Here is a 19,224-nt window from a genome sequence, read left to right on the forward strand (position 1 = left end):
GCCATGTCCGCACAAGCTCCAGCCGCGCCCGGCGCTCCGGGCGCACCGGCGGCGCCAGGTGCGGCCTCCGGGTTCCTGCCGCCCAGCGTCGCCCTGTGCACCGTGGGCCTGGCAATGGCGTCGTTCATGCAGGTGCTCGACACCACCATCGCCAACGTCTCGCTGCCGACCATCGCCGGCAATCTCGGTGCCAGCTCGCAGCAGGCGACCTGGGTCATCACCTCGTTCGCGGTCAGCACCGCCATCGCGCTGCCGCTGACCGGCTGGCTCAGCCGCCGCTTCGGCGAACGCAAGCTGTTCGTCTGGGCCACGCTGGCCTTCGTCATCACCTCGCTGCTGTGCGGCCTGGCGCAGAGCATGGGCATGCTGGTGGTATCGCGCGCGCTGCAGGGCTTCGTGGCCGGCCCGATGTACCCGATCACGCAGTCGCTGCTGGTCTCGATCTATCCCCGCGAAAAACGCGGGCAGGCGCTGGCCCTGCTGGCCATGATCACCGTGGTGGCGCCGATCTGCGGCCCCATCCTCGGTGGCTGGATCACCGACAACTACAGCTGGGAATGGATCTTCCTGATCAACGTGCCGTTGGGCATCTTCGCCGCGCTGGTGGTGGGCAACCAGCTGAAGGGGCGCCCGGAGCAGATCGAGAAACCGAAGATGGACTACGTCGGCCTGATCACCCTGGTGATCGGCGTCGGTGCGCTACAGCTGGTGCTCGACCTGGGCAATGACGAGGACTGGTTCTCGTCGATGAAGATCGTGGTGCTGGCCTGTGTGGCCGTGGTGGCGCTGACGGTATTCCTGATCTGGGAACTGACCGACAAGGATCCGATCGTCGACCTGAAGCTGTTCCGCCATCGCAACTTCCGCGCCGGTACGCTGGCGATGGTGGTGGCCTATGCGGCGTTCTTCAGCGTGGCGTTGCTGATCCCGCAGTGGCTGCAGCGTGACATGGGCTACACCGCGATCTGGGCGGGCCTGGCGACCGCGCCGATCGGCATCCTGCCGGTGATCATGACCCCGTTCGTGGGCAAGTACGCATCGCGCTTCGACATGCGCATGCTGGCCACGGTGGCCTTCATCGTGCTGTCGATGACCAGCTTCCTGCGCTCGAACTTCAACCTGCAGGTGGACTACATGCACGTGGCCGGCGTGCAGCTGATCATGGGTATTGGTGTCGCGCTGTTCTTCATGCCGGTGCTGCAGATCCTGCTGTCGGACCTGGATGGTCGCGAGATCGCCGCGGGTTCCGGTCTGGCGACGTTCCTGCGTACGCTGGGTGGCAGCTTCGCGGCATCGCTGACGACGTGGCTGTGGGCGCGGCGCACACAGGTGCACCATGCCGACCTGACCGAGCACATCTCGGCCTATCAGCCGGGCATGCAGGACCAGGTGGCGGCAATGGGGCAGGGTGACCTGCAACATGGCGCGGCGGTGCTGAACAACATGATCAACCACCAGGCATCGCAGATGGGCTTCAACGACATCTTCTTCCTGCTGGGCTGGATCTTCCTGGCGATCATCGCGTTCCTGTGGCTGGCCAAGCCACCGTTCGGCGCCGGTGCAGGTGCGGCCTCGGCCGGTGGCGGGCATTGACCGACCAGTGTTGATGAAAAACAAAACCCCGCCGCAAGGCGGGGTTTTCGTTTGCAGCCTCATCGCGATGCATGCATGCGTCGCGCGGATGTGCCCGGATGACGGGCATGAAAAAACCCGCTTGCGCGGGTTTGATCATTTGCTGAGTCATGGTGCCCAGGAGAGGACTCGAACCTCCACGAAGTTGCCCCCGCTAGCACCTGAAGCTAGTGCGTCTACCAATTCCGCCACCTGGGCGACTCAGGAGACGAATTATGGGGAACGGCAGAAGATGTGTCAACAACATTTCACGCTTTTTTCTGCGGCGGTACGCCCAGGTGATGCAGCAGGCTGCGCATCGCCGGCGACAGCTGCGTCCACTCGGCAAAACAGGCGCACAGGCGACGTTGTGCCCAGGCATCGGCAAGCGGTAGCGCGACAGTGTGCGTGCTGCGCCGATGCTGGCGGGCGATGGTACGCGGCACGATGCCGACCCCGATGCCGTGGCCGACCATGATGCACACGCCTTCGAAGGTCTTCATGCGGATGCGCACGTCCAGGCGGCGCCCGATGTCGCGCGCCTGGTCTTCAATGTAGGTCTGCAATGCATTGCCATCGGCCAGCGCAACGAAGGTCTCGCCGGCAACCTCGGCGAAGGCCACGCTGCGCCGCGATGCGAAGCGGTGGTCTGCGGGCAGCAGCATCACCAGCGGATCCTCGGCCACCACATGCTGCTGCAGGCCGGCGGCATCGACGGCGTCGCTGATGATGCCGGCCTCGGCCTGGCCGGTACTGATCGCACGCACGACTTCAGGACTGGTCCGTTCCAGCAGTTCGACATGCAGGCGCGGGCGCTCGGCCAGCCAGGGGGCGAGACGCGAGGGCAGGTAGTTGGTCAGCGCTGCAGTGTTGGCATACAGGTGCAGGGTGCCGCGCGCGCCATGCGCGAACGCCTGCAGCTCGCCGCGCAGCTGCGCCTGCTGCTGCAGGATCAGGCGGGCATGGTGGGCGAGGGCAGCGCCGGCCTCGGTCAGGCTGACCCCGCGCGGGTGCCGGTTCAACAATGCCGTACCGGCGTCGGCTTCGATCGTGCGCAGGCGTTCACTGGCCGAACCGAGCGCCAGGTTCGCCTGCGCGGCGCCGGCGGTGATGCTGCCCGCCTCGGCAATGGCCAGGAACAGCCGCAGGTCGGCGATGTCCATCCGCATGTCGTGCCCTCATTGCAACGCCCGAGCCTTCGGATCAGCCGAAGGCGAGGCCGGGAAGACCGCATTGTGCGCCTGGCGGTGGCCCGATCCAATGAAGGCATGAATGAATCGATGTACTTCTACGTGCTGCTGGTGGTGGTGTTCGTGCTGGCCGGCGTGGTCAAGGGCGTGACCGGGATGGGCCTGCCGACGGTGGCCATGGGCCTGCTGGGGGGCGCGCTCTCTCCCGTCGCGGCGGCGTCGATGCTGTTCATCCCGACCTTTGTCACCAATGCATGGCAGCTGGTGTCCGGGCCGTCACTGGGCCACATCGTGCGGCGGCTGTGGCCGATGATGCTGGCGGTGGTGGTGGTGACGCTGGGCTCGGCCGCGCTGCTGGTGAGGGTCGATCGCACCTGGTCGCGCGTAGCGCTTGGCGTGGCGCTGGTGGTCTATGCGGCCTATGCGTTGCTGGCCCCGGTGTTCCGTGTGCCGCAGCGGCGCGAGCGCTGGCTGGGGCCGCTGGTGGGGGCGCTTTCGGGCGTGGTGACCGGCGCGACCGGTGTGTTCGTGATGCCGGCGGTGCCGTACCTGCAGTCGCTGGGATTGCAGCGCGAGGAACTGGTGCAGGCGCTGGGGCTGGCGTTTACCGTGTCGACGATTTCGCTGACCACCGGCCTGGTGCTGCACGGCGCGTTCGGTATCCAGCAACTGGGCCTGAGCGCGATGGCAGTGGTGCCGGCGTTGCTGGGCATGTGGCTGGGGCAGCTGATCCGGCAGCGGATCAGTGCGCGGGTGTTCCGCGCCTGTTTCCTCGGGTTCCTGCTGCTGCTCGGGCTGGAGCTGGTGCTGCGGCCGTTTTTCTGAAGCGCGTTGCCGCGCGTGTCCGTAGAGTCGAGCTTGCTCGACTGATGCCATGCAGGACGAAGCGCAAAGCAGTCGAGCAAGCTCGACTCTACGGACCGGTGCAGTCGAGCAGGGCTCGACGCTACAAAGGCCTGAATCGCAGGCATGAAAAAACCCGCTTTCGCGGGTTTTTCTCATTCTCGACATGGTGCCCAGGAGAGGACTCGAACCTCCACGGTTTTACCCGCTAGTACCTGAAACTAGTGCGTCTACCAATTCCGCCACCTGGGCGTCGAGGAGCGAGATTATGGGGTGTTGTTACGGGGGTGTCAACACTCTGGTGAAGCCATTCTGGATTCCCACCCACGCCTGTCGATCAGGGATCAGGCATCCGGATCCATCGCCATGCAGCAGGCAAAAAAAATCCCCGCCGAAGCGAGGAATTTTTTCGTTGGTGCCCAGGAGAGGACTCGAACCTCCACGGTTTTACCCGCTAGTACCTGAAACTAGTGCGTCTACCAATTCCGCCACCTGGGCGTTCCAGAGGCGCAATTGTGAAGATGAATCCGCAGGCTGTCAACGACTTCCTGCAATTTTTCCACGCAGTGCCTTCAAGGCGGCCACTGACCCGTTCTGCACGCCGTCACCGGCTACCATGTAGGGCGATGACTACCAAAAAACCAAGCAAGGGCGGGAGCAAGTCCCGCAGCCAGGCCCCGAAGAAGGGCGCCAAGGCGGGCGCGGCCCGCACCACCAAGCCGGGCAAGCCGCTGCCGGGCTGGTTCCCCGAATTGAATGACGGCGGCGCGCCGCCGCGTGGCCGCAAGCGCCCCGGTGATGATGCACCGGGGCCGGCCCCGAGCCGCAAGTTGCCGCCGACCGGCAAGGTGATCGACGATCCCTATGCCGCCCGCGAGGCAGAAAAGTACGAACAGCCCATCGCCAGCCGCGAGGCCATCCTGGCCCTGCTGGAGCGTTGCGAAGGGCCGCAGACCGCCGAAGAACTGGGCGCACGCCTGGGCTTGGGCGCACCGGATCGGGCCGAAGCGCTGTCGCGCCGGCTCGGCGCCATGGTCCGCGACGGCCAGCTGGTACAGAACCGGCGCGGTGGATTCGCCCCGATCCAGACCCTGAACCTGGTCACCGGCGTGGTGATCGCCAACCCGGAAGGGTTCGGCTTCCTGCGCCCGGTCGAAGGCGGCGACGACCTGTTCCTGCCGCCGTATGAAATGCGCAAGGTGATGCACGGCGACAAGGTGCTGGCGCGCGTGACCGGCATCGACCACCGCGGCCGCCGCGAGGGCAGCATCGCCCGCGTGCTGGAACGTGGCATGACCCGCCTGATTGGCCGCTTCAGCGTCGAGATGGGCATCAACTACGTGGTGCCCGACGACAAGCGCGTGCAGCGCAACGTGCAGGTGCCGCCGGACCAGACCGGTGGCGCGCGCGACGGCCAGCTGGTGGTCTGCGAACTGACCCAGGCACCGGACAGCCGCCGCCCGCCGATCGGCCGCATCATCGCCGTGCTCGGCGACAAGCTGACCGCCTCGCTGGTGGTGGAGACCGCCATCCACGGCCACGAACTGCCGTTCGAGTTCCCGCAGGAAGTATTGGACGAAGCCGCGTCGGTGCCGCTGGTGGTCGAGCCGTCGATGATCGGCGACCGCGTCGATCTGCGCAGTACGCCGCTGGTCACCATCGACGGCGAGGATGCCAAGGACTTCGACGACGCGGTGTACTGCGAACCGAATGCCGATGGTTTCCGCCTGGTGGTGGCGATCGCCGATGTCTCCAACTACGTGCGCCCCGGCACGCCGCTGGACGAGGAGGCGCAGAAGCGCGCGACCTCGGTGTACTTCCCGGGCTTCGTGGTGCCGATGCTGCCGGAGACCCTGTCCAACGGCATCTGCTCGCTGATGCCCAAGGTCGACCGCATGTGCTTCGTCTGCGACATGCAGATCGACCGCGACGGCCTGGTCACTCATTCGCGCTTCTACGAAGCGGTGATGAACTCGCATGCGCGCCTGACCTACACCCAGGTGTGGAAGGCGGTCGGCGAGGATGATGCCGATACCAAGGCCTGGATGGGCGATCTGCTGCCGCAGGTGCAGCGCCTGCACCAGCTGTACAAGGTGCTGTCGAAGGCGCGCGCCAAGCGCGGTGCCATCGAGTTCGAAAGCAGCGAAGTGCGTTTCGTGCTGGACAACCGCGGCGAAGTGACCCAGGCCGGCATGCTGGTGCGCAACGACGCGCACAAGCTGATCGAGGAATGCATGATCGCGGCCAACGTCGAGGCGGCCAAGTACCTGCTGTCGCGCCATGTGCCGGCGCCGTACCGCATCCACGAGAAGCCACCGGAAACCAAGTACGCCGACCTGCTGGAATTCCTCAAGGAGTTCAAGCTGAGCCTGCCGCCGTGGTCGAAGGTGCGCCCCGGCGACTACACCAAGCTGTTGAAGAAGATCCGCGACCGCCCCGATGCCACGCTGCTGGAATCGGTGCTGCTGCGCAGCCAGAGCCTGGCGATCTACAGCCCGGACAACCACGGCCACTTCGGCCTGGCGCTGGAGGCCTACGCGCACTTCACTTCGCCGATCCGCCGCTACCCCGATCTGCTGGTGCATCGCGCGATCAAGCACGCGCTGTCCGGCAAGCCGCTGGACAAGTTCACCTACAACGCGCGCGAAATGGCCGCGTTGGCGCTGCAGTGTTCCGAGCGTGAGCGTCGCGCCGATGAGGCCGAACGCGAGGTCGACGAGCGTTACCGCGCGGCGTGGATGGAAAAGCACGTCGGCGGGCAGTTCGACGGCGTGATCAGCGGCGTGACCAGCTTCGGCCTGTTCGTGGAACTGGACGAGTCGAAGGTGCAGGGCCTGGTGCATGTCACCCAGCTGCCGCAGGACTATTACAAGTTCGACGCCACCCGCAAGACGCTGACCGGCGAACGCCGTGGCAGCAGCTACCGGCTGGGCGACCGCGTGCGCATCCTGGTGCTGAAGGCCAGCATGGAAGAACGCAAGATCGACTTCCGCCTGGTCGAGCACAAGGGCGAAGACGAGGGCGACGGGCTGCCGCCGCTGCCTGAGCGTGGCAAGCCGGCCAAACGCACCAAGAAGCAGTATTGAAAGGCGTGCCGACCAACGGTCGGCACCCACCTCGGCTGGTGGGTGCCAACCTTGGTTGGCACATCCCTCACCCGGTAGGTGCCAACCGTTGGTTGGCACGACGCGATGGAGGAACCGACCATGCAGGGCCAACCCGAGTACAGCGGCGGCTGCCAGTGCGGCGCGATCCGCTTCCAGGCGCGCGGGGCGCTGACCGACAGCTCGATCTGCCACTGCCGGATGTGCCAGAAGGCCTTCGGTGGCTATTACGCGCCGCTGGTGTCGGTGCGCGGCATGCAGTTCAGCTGGACCCGCGGCCAGCCGCGTTACTTCCAGTCGTCCAACGTGGTCCGGCGGGGGTTCTGTGCCGACTGTGGCACCCCGCTGACCTACGAGGCGCCCGACGGCGTGGCAATTGCTGCCGGCGCCTTCGACCAGCCCGAGCGCCTGCCGCCGACGATCCAGTACGGGGTGGAGCGCAAGCTGCCGTTCGTCGACGCGCTGGGCGCCCTGCCGGCGCGGAGCACCGAGGACGACGTCGCGTCGCTGGCGTTCCTGGCCACGATCGTGTCCCACCAGCACCCCGACCACGACACCCCGCACTGGCCGCCGCGCAGTCGATGACCCACCTGTAGAGCCGGGCCCACGCTCGGCTGGCGGGTGGCCGCCGCCGCAGCGTCCGGCCCGCCGATGCTCTACCATAGCCACCCCCTTTCCGGTCCCCGCCCGCATGAGCAAGAACAGCCAGTGGATTGTCGGCGTCAACGCCGTCGCCTCCTCCATCGAGAACGACGCCGAGAACGTCCGCGAAGTGCTGGTCGAGGCCGGTGCGAAGAATCCGCGCCTGACCGAAATCGAGGAAAATGCCCGCCGCAAGGGCATCGACGTGCGCAAGGTGAACGCCCAGGCACTGGATGGCGTGGGCGGTTCGGTGCGCCACCAGGGTGTGGCCGCGCGTTATGCCGCGGCCCGTACCTACAGCGAGAACGAGTTGGAAGGCCTGGTCACCGCGGCCGAGGGCAAGGCCCTGCTGCTGGTGCTGGACGAGGTGCAGGACCCGCACAACCTCGGCGCCTGCCTGCGCTCGGCGGCCGCTGCCGGTGCCACTGCGGTGATCATTCCCAAGGACAAGTCGGCCACGGTCAACGCCACCGTGCGCAAGACCTCGGCCGGTGCCGCCGACCGCATTCCGGTGGTGGCGGTGACCAACCTGTCGCGCTGCCTGAAGGACCTGCAGAAGCAGGGCGTGTGGATCTACGGCCTGGCCGGTGAAGCGACCGCCTCGCTGTACCAGCTGGACCTGAAGGGCAACATCGCGCTGGTGCTGGGCGGCGAAGCCGATGGCCTGCGCCGCCTGACCCGCGAGAACTGCGATGGCCTGGTCAAGATTCCGATGCCGGGCGAGATCGAGAGCCTGAACGTCTCCGTCGCCGCCGGCGTCAGCCTGTTCGAGGCCGTGCGCCAGCGCGGTTGATCGGCAGCAGAGGTCGTGTCGACCAGGGTCGACACCTACCGGGTAGTCGCCAACCTTGGTTGGCGCACCCAGTGCCTCACCCGGCGCTGCCGCCCAGCGCCTTGAACAGGGTCACGTCGTTGTTCAGCTGGCCCTGGCGCACGCGCGCCAGCGACAGCTCGGCATCGCGCCGGGTCTGCTGTGCCTCCAGCCAGGTGCGCAGGTCGGTGGCACCCACGCGGTAGCGCACTTCCTGCGCGCGCTCCACTTCCACCGCTTCGTCGTACGAGGCCTGCGAGGCCGCGACCTGGCGCGCCAGCTGCTCACGTGCCGACAGCGCGTTGTCCACTTCCGAGAGCGCGGTGTACAGCGTCTTGCGGAAGTTGGTGGCGGCGATCTGGTAGGCGGTGCCCGCGATGTCGGTATCCAGCTGCGCGCGCTGCAGGTTGAGGAACGGCAACGACAGACCGGCGCCCAGCGTGGCCACCGGGTTGCGCAGCACATCGCCCAGCGAGTTCGCGCTGGAACCGAGGCTGCCGGTCAGGCTCAGCGCCGGGTAGTACTGGGTGGCGGTCACCTTGATGGTCTTCAGGCTGTTGCGCAGGCGCAGTTCGGCCGCGCGCAGGTCGGGACGGCGGCCGAGCAGGTCGGTCGGCAGGCCCTCGGCGATGGCGGGACTGCGTGCACCCAGCAGGTCCTGCGGTTCGTCCTGCTGCGGCCATGGCGTGCCGTCCAGCAGCACGGTCAGTGCATTGCGCGCCTCCACCCGCTGCTGCTCCAGCGCGCTCTGCGAAGCGCGCTGCGACTGCAGGTTCTGCAGTGCCTGGCGCACTTCCAGGCGCGATACCGCACCGGCGTCGAAGCGGGCCTGCACCAGTTCGCGGGTGCGTTCCAGGCGCTCCAGGTTGGCCTGGCCGGTAGCGATCGACTGGTTGAGATAGGCCAGGTTCCAGTACTGGTTGATCGTGTCGCCGATCACCAGCAGTGCGGTGTTCTGGCGGTCTTCCTCGCTGGCCTGCGCTTCCCAGTGGGCGATGTCCCGCTGGGTGCGCAGGCGGCCCCACAGGTCCACTTCCCAGCCCAGTGAGACGCCGGTGGAGTAGCTGCGACGCCAGTCGTCAGCCTGGTCGGTGGCGCGGCTGGCATTGCCGCTGACGCCGGACGACGACGGCTGCGGCCACAATGCGTTGCTGGCCAGACCGGCCTGCAGGCGCGAGCGCTGCACCGCCAGGCCGGCGGCGGCCAGGTCGCTGTTGGCGGCCAGTGCCTGCGCCACCAGGCGGTCGAGGCGTTCATCGCCGAAGCCGGTCCACCAGGTGTCCTGGCGGATGTCGCGGCCTGGTGTGTCCAGGCTGCTGCGCGGGTCGTCGGCCGGTGCGTTGAGGGTGGCATCGCCCCGGCCGTAGCGGGCCGCCACGTCCGGTTCCTTTATCGGATAGCGGCCGACCGACGCACAGGCCGACAGGGCGAGCAGCACGGCGCCAGCCAGCAGCAGGCGCGAGGGAGCAGGGAAGGGCAGTCGGGTCATCATCTTCATTCGCGGGCCAGGGCCTCCACCGGGTCGAGCTGCGCCGCGTTGCGTGCCGGCAGGAATCCGAACGCCACGCCGATCAGGGTCGAGCAGGCGAACGCAGCGATGATCGAGGCCGTGGAGAACAGCACCTGGAAGTCGCTGGCGAAGCGGCCGATCATCGAGCCCAGCAGCAGGGCCAGGCCGATGCCGAGCACGCCGCCGAGCAGGCACACCAGTACCGCTTCGATCAGGAACTGCTGGCGGATATCACTCTGGCGGGCGCCGACGGCCATGCGCACACCGATCTCGCGGGTACGCTCGGTCACCGAGACCAGCATGATGTTCATCACGCCGATGCCGCCGACCAGCAGTGCGATGGCGGCGATCGCGCCGATCAGCAGGGTCATCGTGCGCGTGGTCTGCTCGATGGTGTCGCGGATCTCGGCGCTGTTGCTGAGGAAGAAATCCTCGGTGCCGTGGCGCATCGTCAGCAGGCGGGTGATCGCTTCCTGCGCGGCATCCATCGGTGTGCTGTCATCCACACGCACGGTGATGCTGGATACGTGGCTCTGACCCAGCATGCGCGACATCACCGTGGTGTACGGCACCCACACGCTCAGGCTGGTGCTGCCACCGAAACCGAAGCTCTGGCGCTTGGCCACGCCCACCACGCGTGCCGGCACGTTGCCGAGCAGGATCACCTGGCCGACCGGGTCGACATCGGGGAAGAACTGGGTCTGGGTGTTCTCGTCGATCACCGCCACCTGGCCCAGGCCCTTCACCGCGTCGGCATCGAAGAAGCTGCCGCTGAGCAGGGTCACGCCCTTGACCCGGAAGAACTGCTCGCCAACGCCACTGACCTGGGCGGTGGAGGACTGGTTGCGGTAGCGCGCGGTGACCGAGGTCGACACGCTGGGGGTGGCGCTGTCCACGTAGCTCTGTTTCGCCAGGGCGTCGGCATCGCTGGCCTTGAGCGTCTGCACGCGCGCCGAGCGCATGTCGCCGAAGCCGCGGCCGGGGTAGACGTCGATGGTATTGGTGCCCAGCGCGCTGATGTTCTGCAGGATCTGCTGCTGTGAGCCGTTGCCCAGCGCAACCACCGAGACCACCGAGGCAATGCCGATGATGATGCCGAGCATGGTCAGGAAGGTGCGCAGCCGATGCGCGTTCATCGCCAGCAGGGCCATGCGGAACGCTTCGGTGAAGCGGTCGCGGGCGGCCCGCCAGCTGTTGCCGTGGGAAACGCCGGTGCTGGCTTCGCGCTGAGCGCGGTAGCTCGGCGCATCCGGATTGGCGCGGTCGGCGATGATCTCGCCGTCGCGGATCTCGATGATGCGCTGTGCGTGCTGGGCCACGCTCATGTCGTGGGTGACGATGATGATGGTGTGGCCTTCGGCATGCAGCTCACCGAGGATCGCCATCACTTCCTCGCCGGATTTCGTGTCGAGTGCGCCGGTCGGTTCATCGGCCAGGATCACCTCGCCACCGTTCATCAGCGCGCGCGCGATCGATACGCGCTGCTGCTGGCCGCCGGACAGCTGGCCCGGCTTGTGGTGCATGCGGTCGCCCAGGCCCAGCCGCTGCAGCAGCTGCTCGGCACGCGCGTTGCGCACCGGGCCGGGACTGCCGGCGTACACCGCTGGCACTTCCACATTGCCGCGCGCATCCAGATCGCCCAGCAGGTGGTAGCGCTGGAAGATGAAACCGAAATGCTCGCGGCGCAGCTCGGCCAGCTCGTCCGGCTCCATCTTTCCGGTTTCGCGGCCGGCCACCTGGTAACTGCCGCGGGTCGGGCGGTCGAGGCAGCCGAGGATGTTCATCAGCGTCGACTTGCCCGAACCGGACTGGCCGACGATGGCCACCATCTCGCCGGCATGGATATCCAGATTCACGTCGCGCAGCACGGCGATGACATCCTCGCCGGCCGGGAATTCGCGTCGCAGGTCGCGCAGGCGCAGCAGCGGCGCCGTCATGCTCATCGGCGCCCCATGCCCGGGCCACCGACCCGCATCTGCATGCCGCCTCGGTTGCCGCCGCCGGCGGCGCCGGCCGCGCTGGCTTCGCCGACCACCACGCGCTCGCCTTCCTTCAGCCCGGACAGGATTTCGGCAGACGCGCCATTGTTGATGCCCACCGTGACCTTGCGCGGCTGCGGCTGGCCCTTGTCGTCCAGCACCCGCACCGTGCGCTCATCGCCGCGGCGCTTGGGCCCCAGTGCCACCGACGGCACCATCAGCACGCCCTTGGCCTGCTTCAGCAGCACCGAGACCTGCGCGGTCATGTCGATGCGCAGCGTGCCGTCCGGGTTCTCCACGTCGAACAGCGCGTTGTAGTAGACCGCGCTGCTGGAGCTGGAGCTGGACGAGCTGCTGGAACTGGACGAGCTCTCGTTGGCGATCGAGGCCGGCGCCGGATTGATCTGGCGGAGCTTGGCGTGGTACTTGCGGTCCGGGTCGCCCAGCGTGGTGAAGTACACCGGCATGCCGGCCTTGATCTTGACCACGTCGGCCTCGGAGATCTCGGCATTGACGGTGACCACGTCCAGCCGCGCCAGCATGACGATGGTCGGTGCGGTCTGGTTGGCGTTGACGGTGCGGCCTTCCTCGGCCACCACCGCGACCACGGTGCCGTCCATCGGCGCGGTGATGCGGGTATAGGCCAGGTTGGCGCGGGCGGTGCCCAGCTCGGTTTCGCGGCCCTTGATCTGCGCCTCGTAGGACTGCAGCTGGGCACGGGCGGTCTTCAGCTGCGCCTCGGCGGCATCGTATTCCTGACGCGAGGTGGCCTCGGCGGCCAGCATCTGCTGCTGGCGCGCGAACTCCAGTTCGGCCTGGCGCAGGGTGGCCTGCTGCACCGCGCGCTGGGCGGTGACCTGGTCCAGCGAGGCCTGCGCGTTGAGCACCTGGTTCTGCTGGGTGGTGGCGTCGATCTCGGCGATCAGGTCACCTTCCTTCACCGTGTCGCCCAGCTGCACCCTCAGCGACTTGATCTGGCCCGAGGCCTGCGCACCGACGCTGACCAGCTTGTAGGCATCGATCACGCCGGTGGCCTCCACGGTCTGCTCGATGTCGCCGCGGCTGACCGGGGTGGTCGCCACCGCCGGGGCGGCAGGCTTGCGCAGCAGCCACCAGGCAGCGACGGCAACGGCAAGGGCGAGCAGGGCGATCAATATCAGTCGACCCCGGCGGGTCGCGGGCAGCAGGCGGAAACTCACGTCGTGGCTTCACTCTCGGGGCCGCGGCAGCGGCGTTGGTGGGCATTGTGAAGATCGACCGGCAGGGGGCCAATCCTCGGGGTATGTCTCTATGTAACACTGTCGGTGAATACGCGTAACCACAGGTATCGCGGCCTTGGCTGGATACACTGGTACGCATTGCCCCGGATGCGGTTCAGCTGCCGACACGGGATGATCGCGACATGGAGACTGAAAACACGATGCATCGATTGCTGATCGTCGACGACGACAACGACATCCGGACCCTGCTTGCCGAACAGCTCGGCCGCGCCGGTTACCAGGTGAGCACGGCCGCCGATGGCACCGCCATGCGCCAGCTGCTGGACCGCGAGCACGTGGACCTGATCGTGCTCGACCTCAACCTGCCGCGCGAAGATGGCCTGACCCTGTGCCGCGACCTGCGCGCGCGCTCGAACACCCCGGTGATCATGCTCACCGCGCGTGCCGAGCCGATCGACCGCGTGCTGGGCCTGGAAATGGGCGCCGATGATTACCTGGCCAAGCCGTTCGAGCCGCGCGAGCTGCTGGCGCGCATCCGCAACGTGCTGCGCCGCACCGAAGCGCTGCCGGCCAACCTGGAGCCGTTGGCGGTACGCCGCGCGCGCTTCTCGCGCTGGATATTCGACCTGGAGCACCGCCACCTGGTGGACCCGGACGATCGCGTGGTGGTGCTGTCCGGTGCCGAGTTCCGGCTGCTGCGGGTGTTCATCGCGCATGCCAACAAGGTGCTGTCGCGCGAGCAGCTGGTGGCGCTCAGCAGCGGCCGCAACTACGAGGCACAGGACCGCGCGATCGACCTGCAGGTCAGCCGGCTGCGCAACAAGCTGGGCGACGATGGCGGGCCGGACGGCCTGATCAAGACGGTGCGCAACGAAGGCTACGTGCTGGCCTCGTCGGTCAACCTGGAATAGGTCGCGATGAAACGCCTGCGCCATTTCCTGTCCTCGATGGTCGGGCGGCTGTTCGTGATCCTGCTGCTGGGCATGAGCGTGGCCGCGATCGGCGCGACCATGCTGGCCACCTCCAAGCGCCAGCAGGAGTTCGAGCGGCAGAACCTGAATCGCATCGCCGACCGCCTGCAGGGCTATGTCAACCTGCTGGACGGCAACCCCGAACTGCGCGAACGGCTGCTGGAAGTCGGTGGCCCCAGCGTGCGTGCGCTGCTGCCGGGCGCGCGCCTGGGCCGGGCCGATACGGCCTTGATGGAAGTGCTTGACGACCGGCCCGGCCCGGTGTCGCGCGCGCATGTGCACTTCACCTCGTTCCGCTCCTGCATTCCGAAGCTGCAGGATCTGCTGCCGCCGCCGCCGCCCGGGCATCGCAAGCATCCGCGCGAGCGCGATCCGGCGTTCATTCCGCCCAAGTGCCGCGCGGTCGACGTGACCCTCAACGACGGTACGCTGCTGAAGCTGGCGCTGGACTCGCCAGCGGTGGCCCACAACGGCATCCTCGCCGTCGACCCGTGGTTCCTGACCCTGCTGGTACTGGCGATCGCGGTGCTGGCGTACATCGTCGCGCGCATGGCCAGCGCGCCGCTGCAGGAGCTGGCGGCCGCCGCCGAAGACCTGGGCGATGACCTGCAGCGGGATCCGCTGCCCCTGCGCGGACCGCGCGAAGTGCAGCGTGCGGCGGAAGCCTTCAACGCGATGCAGCACCGCCTGCAGCGGCATCTGGCCGAGCGTACGCAGATGCTGGCGGCGATCACCCACGACCTGCAGACCCCACTGACCCGCCTGCGCCTGCGCCTGGAAAATGTCACCGACGAAGTATTGCGCGAGCGCCTGATCGGCGATCTGGCGGCGATGCAGGCACTGGTGCGCGAAGGCCTGGAGCTGGCACGCAGCGCCGAAAGTGCCGAGCAGCGTGCGGCGCTGGACCTGGATTCACTGCTGGAGAGCATCGTTGAAGATGCCGCCGAAGGCGGCGCCGATGTCGTCTTCGAAGGGGGGACCGGTGCGGTGCTGATGCTGCGTCCGCTGGCCATGCACCGCCTGTTCTCCAACCTGGTGGACAACGCGGTGATGTACGCCCAGCGCGTGCGGGTACGGGTGGAGCGCAGTGGCGGCGCGATCACCGTGATGGTGGCCGATGATGGCCCCGGGCTGGCCGAGGACCAGCTGGAAGCGGTGTTCGACCCGTTCGTGCGGGTGGAAACCTCGCGCTCGCGTGAAACCGGTGGTGCCGGGCTGGGGCTGACCATTGCCCGCGCGCTGGCCGAGAAGGATGGTGCGCGCCTGTGGCTGCGCAATCGCGCCGAAGGCGGGCTGGAAGCCGTGGTGCAGTGGCCGGCCAGTGCGCAGGTGGTGCCGCCGGGCCGCGCCGGCTGAGTCGACCCCGGCCGTCAACGGTGACGCCGGGGACCGCGTTTGGCCTATCATCTGCGCATCTCCCCAGCCTCCCCCCGATGAGCCAGCCCGTTCCTGCCGGCACGCCGCTCCGCGTTGCCCGCGCGTTTCCGCACGCTGCCAGACCCCGCAGCCACCGCTGGCCACCGCCACTGCGCTGATGGGCGGACAGGGGGACACGAGGCGCTGGGCGGAGCGCCGCGGATCATCATTCAGGCGGGCATTGCGGCAGGGGCTGCTGTGGCTGCTGCTGGCCGTGGCCGTGCCACTGGCGGCACAGGAAGGCGCGCCGCCGCTGCGGGACTACGCGATCGACGTCTGGACCTCGCGCAACGGCCTGCCGCACAACTCGCTGCGTGACATCGCGCAGACCCCGGAGGGGCATCTCTGGTTCGCCACCTGGGAAGGCCTGGTGCGCTACAACGGCCTGGACTTCACCGTGTTCGACCGCAGTACCCGCCCGGGCCTGCGCGACAACGGCATCGGCGCGCTCTACGTCGATCGCCAGGGCGGGCTGTGGATCAGCGATTCGCGCGGCAATGTCAGCCATCGCGGCAACGACGGCCAGTGGCGGGTCTGGGAGCATCAGGGCGATACCCCGCAGGTGCTGATCCAGTCCATGCAGATGGACAGCCAGGGGCGCCTGTGGCTGCTGTACGAAGGCAAGGGGCTCGGCTACCTGGTGCCGGACAAGGGCATCGTCTACCAGGCGCCGGCGGCTGATCTGCCGATGGCGATGAGCTTCACCAAACTGGTGGTCGACGCGCAGGACCGGGTCTGGGTCGGCACGCTCGACGGGCTGGTGCTGCGTGACAACGACGGTGTGCTCAAGCGCGCACCCGCCGCGTGGGGCCTGGGCGCGGGTACCGGGCTGTCGTGGCCGTACCGCGCTCCGGATGGCGCCCTGTGGATCGTCGCCGGCGAGCGCCTGTACCGGGTGGAGGACGATCAGCTGGTGCTGGTGCACCGCCTGCCGGGCCAGCTGCACATGACCGCGATGCTGCAGGACCGCCATGGCGACCTGTGGCTGGGTACCGAGAACCAGGGCCTGCTGCGGATCTCCACGCATGGGCTGGAGCGGCTGCCGGCGGGCTTGAACCTGCCTGGCGGGCGCGTTGTCAGCCTGCGCGAGGATGCGGAGGGCAGCATCTGGGTGGGTGCCAACGGCGGCCTGTACCGCCTGCGCGAGACACTGTTCAGCAGCTACACCGAGCGCGATGGCCTCAGTGGCGACTATGTGCGCACCGTGTTCGAGGACCGTGACCGCCAGTTGTGGGTCGGCAGCGCCAGCGGCCTGGACCTGCAGACGCCGGATGGCCGCTTCCGTGCGGTGCCGTTGCACAACCGGGGCGGCAAGGCGCCGTCGGTCCTCAGCCTGGCGCAGGGCCCGGAGGGGGATCTGTGGGTCGGCACCTTCGGTGACGGCGTCTACCGCCTCGGCCCGGACGGCAGCCTGCGGCACAACTATGCGGCCGCCGATGGCATGCCCGGCGGCAACATCCGCGCGATCAGCGTGGATGCGCAGGGCGTGGTCTGGGCCGGCACGCAGAAGGGCGTGGTCCGCATCGACGGCGACCGCGTGCAGGTATCGAGCGTGCCGGGCATGCCCGGTGGCCTGATCACCGCGCTCGAGCATGACCACCAGGGCAACCTGTGGATCGGCACCATCGAAGGCATCCGCGTGCTGCGCGGCAACCACGTGCAGTCGATCGACCTGGCCCCGATGGGCGGCGGCCGCAGCGTGTTCGGCTTCCATCAGCTGGGCGATGCGATGTGGGTCAGCAGTGACCGCGGCCTGTACCGCTGGCAGAACGGCCGGCTGGCGCGGGTGGGGCTGGAGCAGGGCATGCCGGTGGATGCGGTGTTCCAGCTGGTGCCCGACCGCCTTGGCAACGTGTGGGTCAGCAGCAATCGGGGCGTGCTGCGCACCGACATGGCCACGCTCAATGCGGTGGCCGACGGCCGCGCGCCGCGGGTGGTGGTGGAGCGCTACAACGAGATCGACGGCATGGCCAACGCGCAGGCCAACGGCAGTTCGGGCCCGTCGGCGATCCTGCGCCAGGACGGCACGTTCTGGGTGGTCACCGCGGGCGGGCTGAGCACGGTCGATCCGCAGCGCCTGCAGCGCTTCCGCGAACGCCCGTCACCGCCGGCGGCGATCGAGAGCGTGCAGGTGGATGGTGCGCCGGTGCATTGGGAAGGCCCGGACCGCAACTACATTCCCGGCGGCCGTCGCCTGGCGGTGAGCTACGTGGGCCTGAGCTACCTGATGTCCGACCGGATCCGCTACCGCACGCGGCTGGAGGGCCTGGATGCCGGCTGGGTCGAACGCGGCCCGCAGCGCAGCGTCGAGTTCGTCGGTCTGCCGCCGGGGGATTACACCCTGCACGTGGCCGCTGCGCACCCGGCGGGGGCCTGGGGCCAGCAGGAAGCGGTGTGGAGCTTCACCGTGGAGCCGTTCTGGTGGCAGCGCCGCAGCGTGCAGGCGCTGGGCGGGCTGTTGCTGCTGGCCGGCCTGGTGGCGTTGTACCGCCTGCTGCTGCAGCAGCTGAAGGCGAGCAACCTGCGCCTGGCCCGGCGCGTGGACGAGGCGACCTTCGACCTGCAGGCCAAGACTGTGCACCTGCAGGCACTGAACCAGGAAAAGACCGAGCTGGCCGAGCGCTTGGCACGGCAGGCCGAGGCGTTCGAGCGGCAGGCCCGCGAAGATGCCCTGACCGGGCTGGCCAATCGCCGTGGCTTCGATGAAACCCTGGCCCGCGACTTCGCGCGCTCGCAGCGCAGCGGTCATCCGCTGTGCCTGGTGGTGCTGGACATCGATCACTTCAAGGACGTCAACGACCGCCACAGCCACAGCATCGGCGATGCCGTGCTGGTGGAGGTGGCGCGACTGATCGCCGCGGCCAGCCGCGATTCGGACCTGCCCGCACGTACCGGTGGCGAAGAGTTCGCGCTGCTGCTCAACGACACGCGCCTGGAAGAAGCTGCACAGCTGTGCGCGCGCTTGCGCGGGCTGTTCCACGACCATCCGGACTGGGCCGGCGTGGATGGCCTGCGCGTGACTTTCAGCGCCGGCCTGGTGGAGCTGGACGCCGACGACCGCACCCCGGCTCTGTTGTACCAGCGCGCCGACCGCGCGCTGTACCGCGCCAAGAGCGACGGCCGCGATCGTACGAGTATTGGTTGATCGCATCCACGCATGGCGTGGATCTACCAGGCAGGTTGGACGGTGGGTGCGGACCGTTGGTCCGCACGGCCGATGCATTCATCCATGCATGGCGTGGATCTACCGCGGCCAGGCGTTGGCAATCGTGCAGAACAAGCGCGCTGTCTGCTCGGTGTCGTACACCGCGCTGTGCGCTTCATTCGCGTCCCAGCCCAGTCCGGCGGCCGTGGCCGCACGCGCCAGCACGGTCTGCCCGTAGGCGATGCCGGCCAGGGTGACCGTGTCGAACACGCTGAACGGATGGAACGGATTGCGCTTGTGGCCGGTGCGCGCCACGGCCGCATTGACGAAACCGAGGTCGAAATGGGCGTTGTGGCCGACCAGGATCGCGCGCTGGCAGCCGTACTTCTTCATCGCGGCACGCACCGGGACGAAGATATGGTCCAGTGCCGCCTTCTCTTCCTTGGCCAGCCGGAACGGATGGTCGAGGATGATGCCGGTCACTTCCAGCGACTTCGGATCGATCTCCAGGCCCTCGGCCGGCACTACGTGCGCGCTGGCGGTCTGCCCGGGGTAAAGCAGGCCGTTCTCGTCCATCTCGATCGGCACGGCGGCGATTTCCAGCAGGGCATTGCGCTGGCTGTCGAAACCGCCGGTTTCCACATCGACCACCACCGGCAGGAAGCCGCGGAAGCGTTGTGACATCGCGCGCTGCGCCTGGGGAACTGCGGAATCGGGAGCGGCGGCAGGTGCGGGAGTGGGGTCAGTCATGCGTGAATTCTAGCAGAGCGCCCCCGAGCGCC

Annotated in this window: 13 protein-coding genes and 3 tRNA genes; 8 read left to right on the top strand and 8 right to left on the bottom strand. The window is 68.0% G+C overall.

The features are described from left to right. Positions 1-3 precede the first annotated feature (3 nt). On the top strand, positions 4-1,593 hold the full coding sequence (emrB, locus tag N440_RS04450) for a multidrug efflux MFS transporter permease subunit EmrB (protein ID WP_006427717.1): 1,590 nt from the start codon (positions 4-6) through the stop codon (positions 1,591-1,593). Between the two features lie 150 nt (positions 1,594-1,743). Here the strand turns inward: emrB and N440_RS04455 are convergent. Next, positions 1,744-1,830, bottom strand: a tRNA-Leu gene (locus N440_RS04455). A 50-nt stretch (positions 1,831-1,880) separates the two neighbouring features. Then, positions 1,881-2,780 carry a LysR family transcriptional regulator gene (locus N440_RS04460; protein ID WP_133934224.1) on the bottom strand — a complete coding sequence of 300 codons (900 nt, stop codon included), beginning with the start codon at positions 2,778-2,780 and terminating at the stop codon, positions 1,881-1,883. A gap of 99 nt (positions 2,781-2,879) precedes the next feature. On the opposite strand from N440_RS04460, the gene N440_RS04465 reads away from it, so the two are divergent. Continuing rightward, positions 2,880-3,626, top strand: a complete 747-nt coding sequence (locus N440_RS04465) for a sulfite exporter TauE/SafE family protein (RefSeq protein ID WP_133934225.1) — start codon at positions 2,880-2,882, stop codon at positions 3,624-3,626. 185 nt (positions 3,627-3,811) lie between these two features. Here the strand turns inward: N440_RS04465 and N440_RS04470 are convergent. Beyond that, positions 3,812-3,896 (bottom strand) — tRNA-Leu (locus tag N440_RS04470). 161 nt (positions 3,897-4,057) lie between these two features. After that, a tRNA-Leu gene (locus tag N440_RS04475) sits at positions 4,058-4,142 on the bottom strand. Between the two features lie 128 nt (positions 4,143-4,270). Between N440_RS04475 and rnr the strand changes: the two genes are divergently transcribed. The 3 genes from rnr to rlmB all read left to right on the top strand — a co-directional run bounded on the left by rnr (position 4,271) and on the right by rlmB (position 8,183). Further along, positions 4,271-6,730 carry a ribonuclease R gene (rnr, locus tag N440_RS04480; protein ID WP_133934226.1) on the top strand — a complete coding sequence of 820 codons (2,460 nt, stop codon included), beginning with the start codon at positions 4,271-4,273 and terminating at the stop codon, positions 6,728-6,730. 120 nt (positions 6,731-6,850) lie between these two features. Beyond that, the gene (locus N440_RS04485; RefSeq protein WP_133934227.1) at positions 6,851-7,333 is read left to right on the top strand and encodes a GFA family protein; all 483 of its coding nucleotides are present in this window, start codon (positions 6,851-6,853) and stop codon (positions 7,331-7,333) included. Between the two features lie 106 nt (positions 7,334-7,439). Then, on the top strand, positions 7,440-8,183 hold the full coding sequence (rlmB, locus tag N440_RS04490) for a 23S rRNA (guanosine(2251)-2'-O)-methyltransferase RlmB (RefSeq protein ID WP_008265272.1): 744 nt from the start codon (positions 7,440-7,442) through the stop codon (positions 8,181-8,183). Positions 8,184-8,259: 76 nt separating this feature from the next. Here the strand turns inward: rlmB and N440_RS04495 are convergent, their stop codons facing one another. From N440_RS04495 to N440_RS04505, 3 genes are read right to left on the bottom strand one after another with little or no spacing between them, the layout of a single operon-like run. Then, entirely contained in the window at positions 8,260-9,699 is a 1,440-nt protein-coding gene (locus tag N440_RS04495) for a TolC family protein (RefSeq protein ID WP_133934228.1), read from the bottom strand. Next, positions 9,696-11,654 carry a MacB family efflux pump subunit gene (locus tag N440_RS04500; protein WP_006427858.1) on the bottom strand — a complete coding sequence of 653 codons (1,959 nt, stop codon included), beginning with the start codon at positions 11,652-11,654 and terminating at the stop codon, positions 9,696-9,698. The genes N440_RS04495 and N440_RS04500 overlap by 4 nt, the downstream gene beginning before the upstream one ends. After that, complete coding sequence (locus N440_RS04505) at positions 11,651-12,889, bottom strand: efflux RND transporter periplasmic adaptor subunit (protein WP_133934229.1); 1,239 nt, start codon at positions 12,887-12,889, stop codon at positions 11,651-11,653. The genes N440_RS04500 and N440_RS04505 overlap by 4 nt, the downstream gene beginning before the upstream one ends. A 203-nt stretch (positions 12,890-13,092) precedes the next feature. Here N440_RS04505 and N440_RS04510 point away from each other — a divergent pair, with 203 nt between their 5' ends. The 3 genes from N440_RS04510 to N440_RS04520 all read left to right on the top strand — a co-directional run bounded on the left by N440_RS04510 (position 13,093) and on the right by N440_RS04520 (position 18,442). After that, entirely contained in the window at positions 13,093-13,821 is a 729-nt protein-coding gene (locus N440_RS04510) for a response regulator (RefSeq protein ID WP_006427862.1), read from the top strand. Between the two features lie 6 nt (positions 13,822-13,827). Continuing rightward, entirely contained in the window at positions 13,828-15,237 is a 1,410-nt protein-coding gene (locus N440_RS04515; protein ID WP_006427864.1) for an ATP-binding protein, read from the top strand. Positions 15,238-15,415: 178 nt separating this feature from the next. Further along, entirely contained in the window at positions 15,416-18,442 is a 3,027-nt protein-coding gene (locus N440_RS04520; RefSeq protein ID WP_133934230.1) for a ligand-binding sensor domain-containing diguanylate cyclase, read from the top strand. 99 nt (positions 18,443-18,541) lie between these two features. On the opposite strand, the gene rnt is transcribed toward N440_RS04520, so the two are convergent. Next, entirely contained in the window at positions 18,542-19,126 is a 585-nt protein-coding gene (gene rnt, locus N440_RS04525; protein WP_008267547.1) for a ribonuclease T, read from the bottom strand. Positions 19,127-19,224 lie beyond the last annotated feature (98 nt).

It is taken from the genome of Stenotrophomonas sp. CC22-02 (assembly GCF_004365115.1).
Classification (GTDB): Bacteria; Pseudomonadota; Gammaproteobacteria; order Xanthomonadales; family Xanthomonadaceae; genus Stenotrophomonas; species Stenotrophomonas forensis.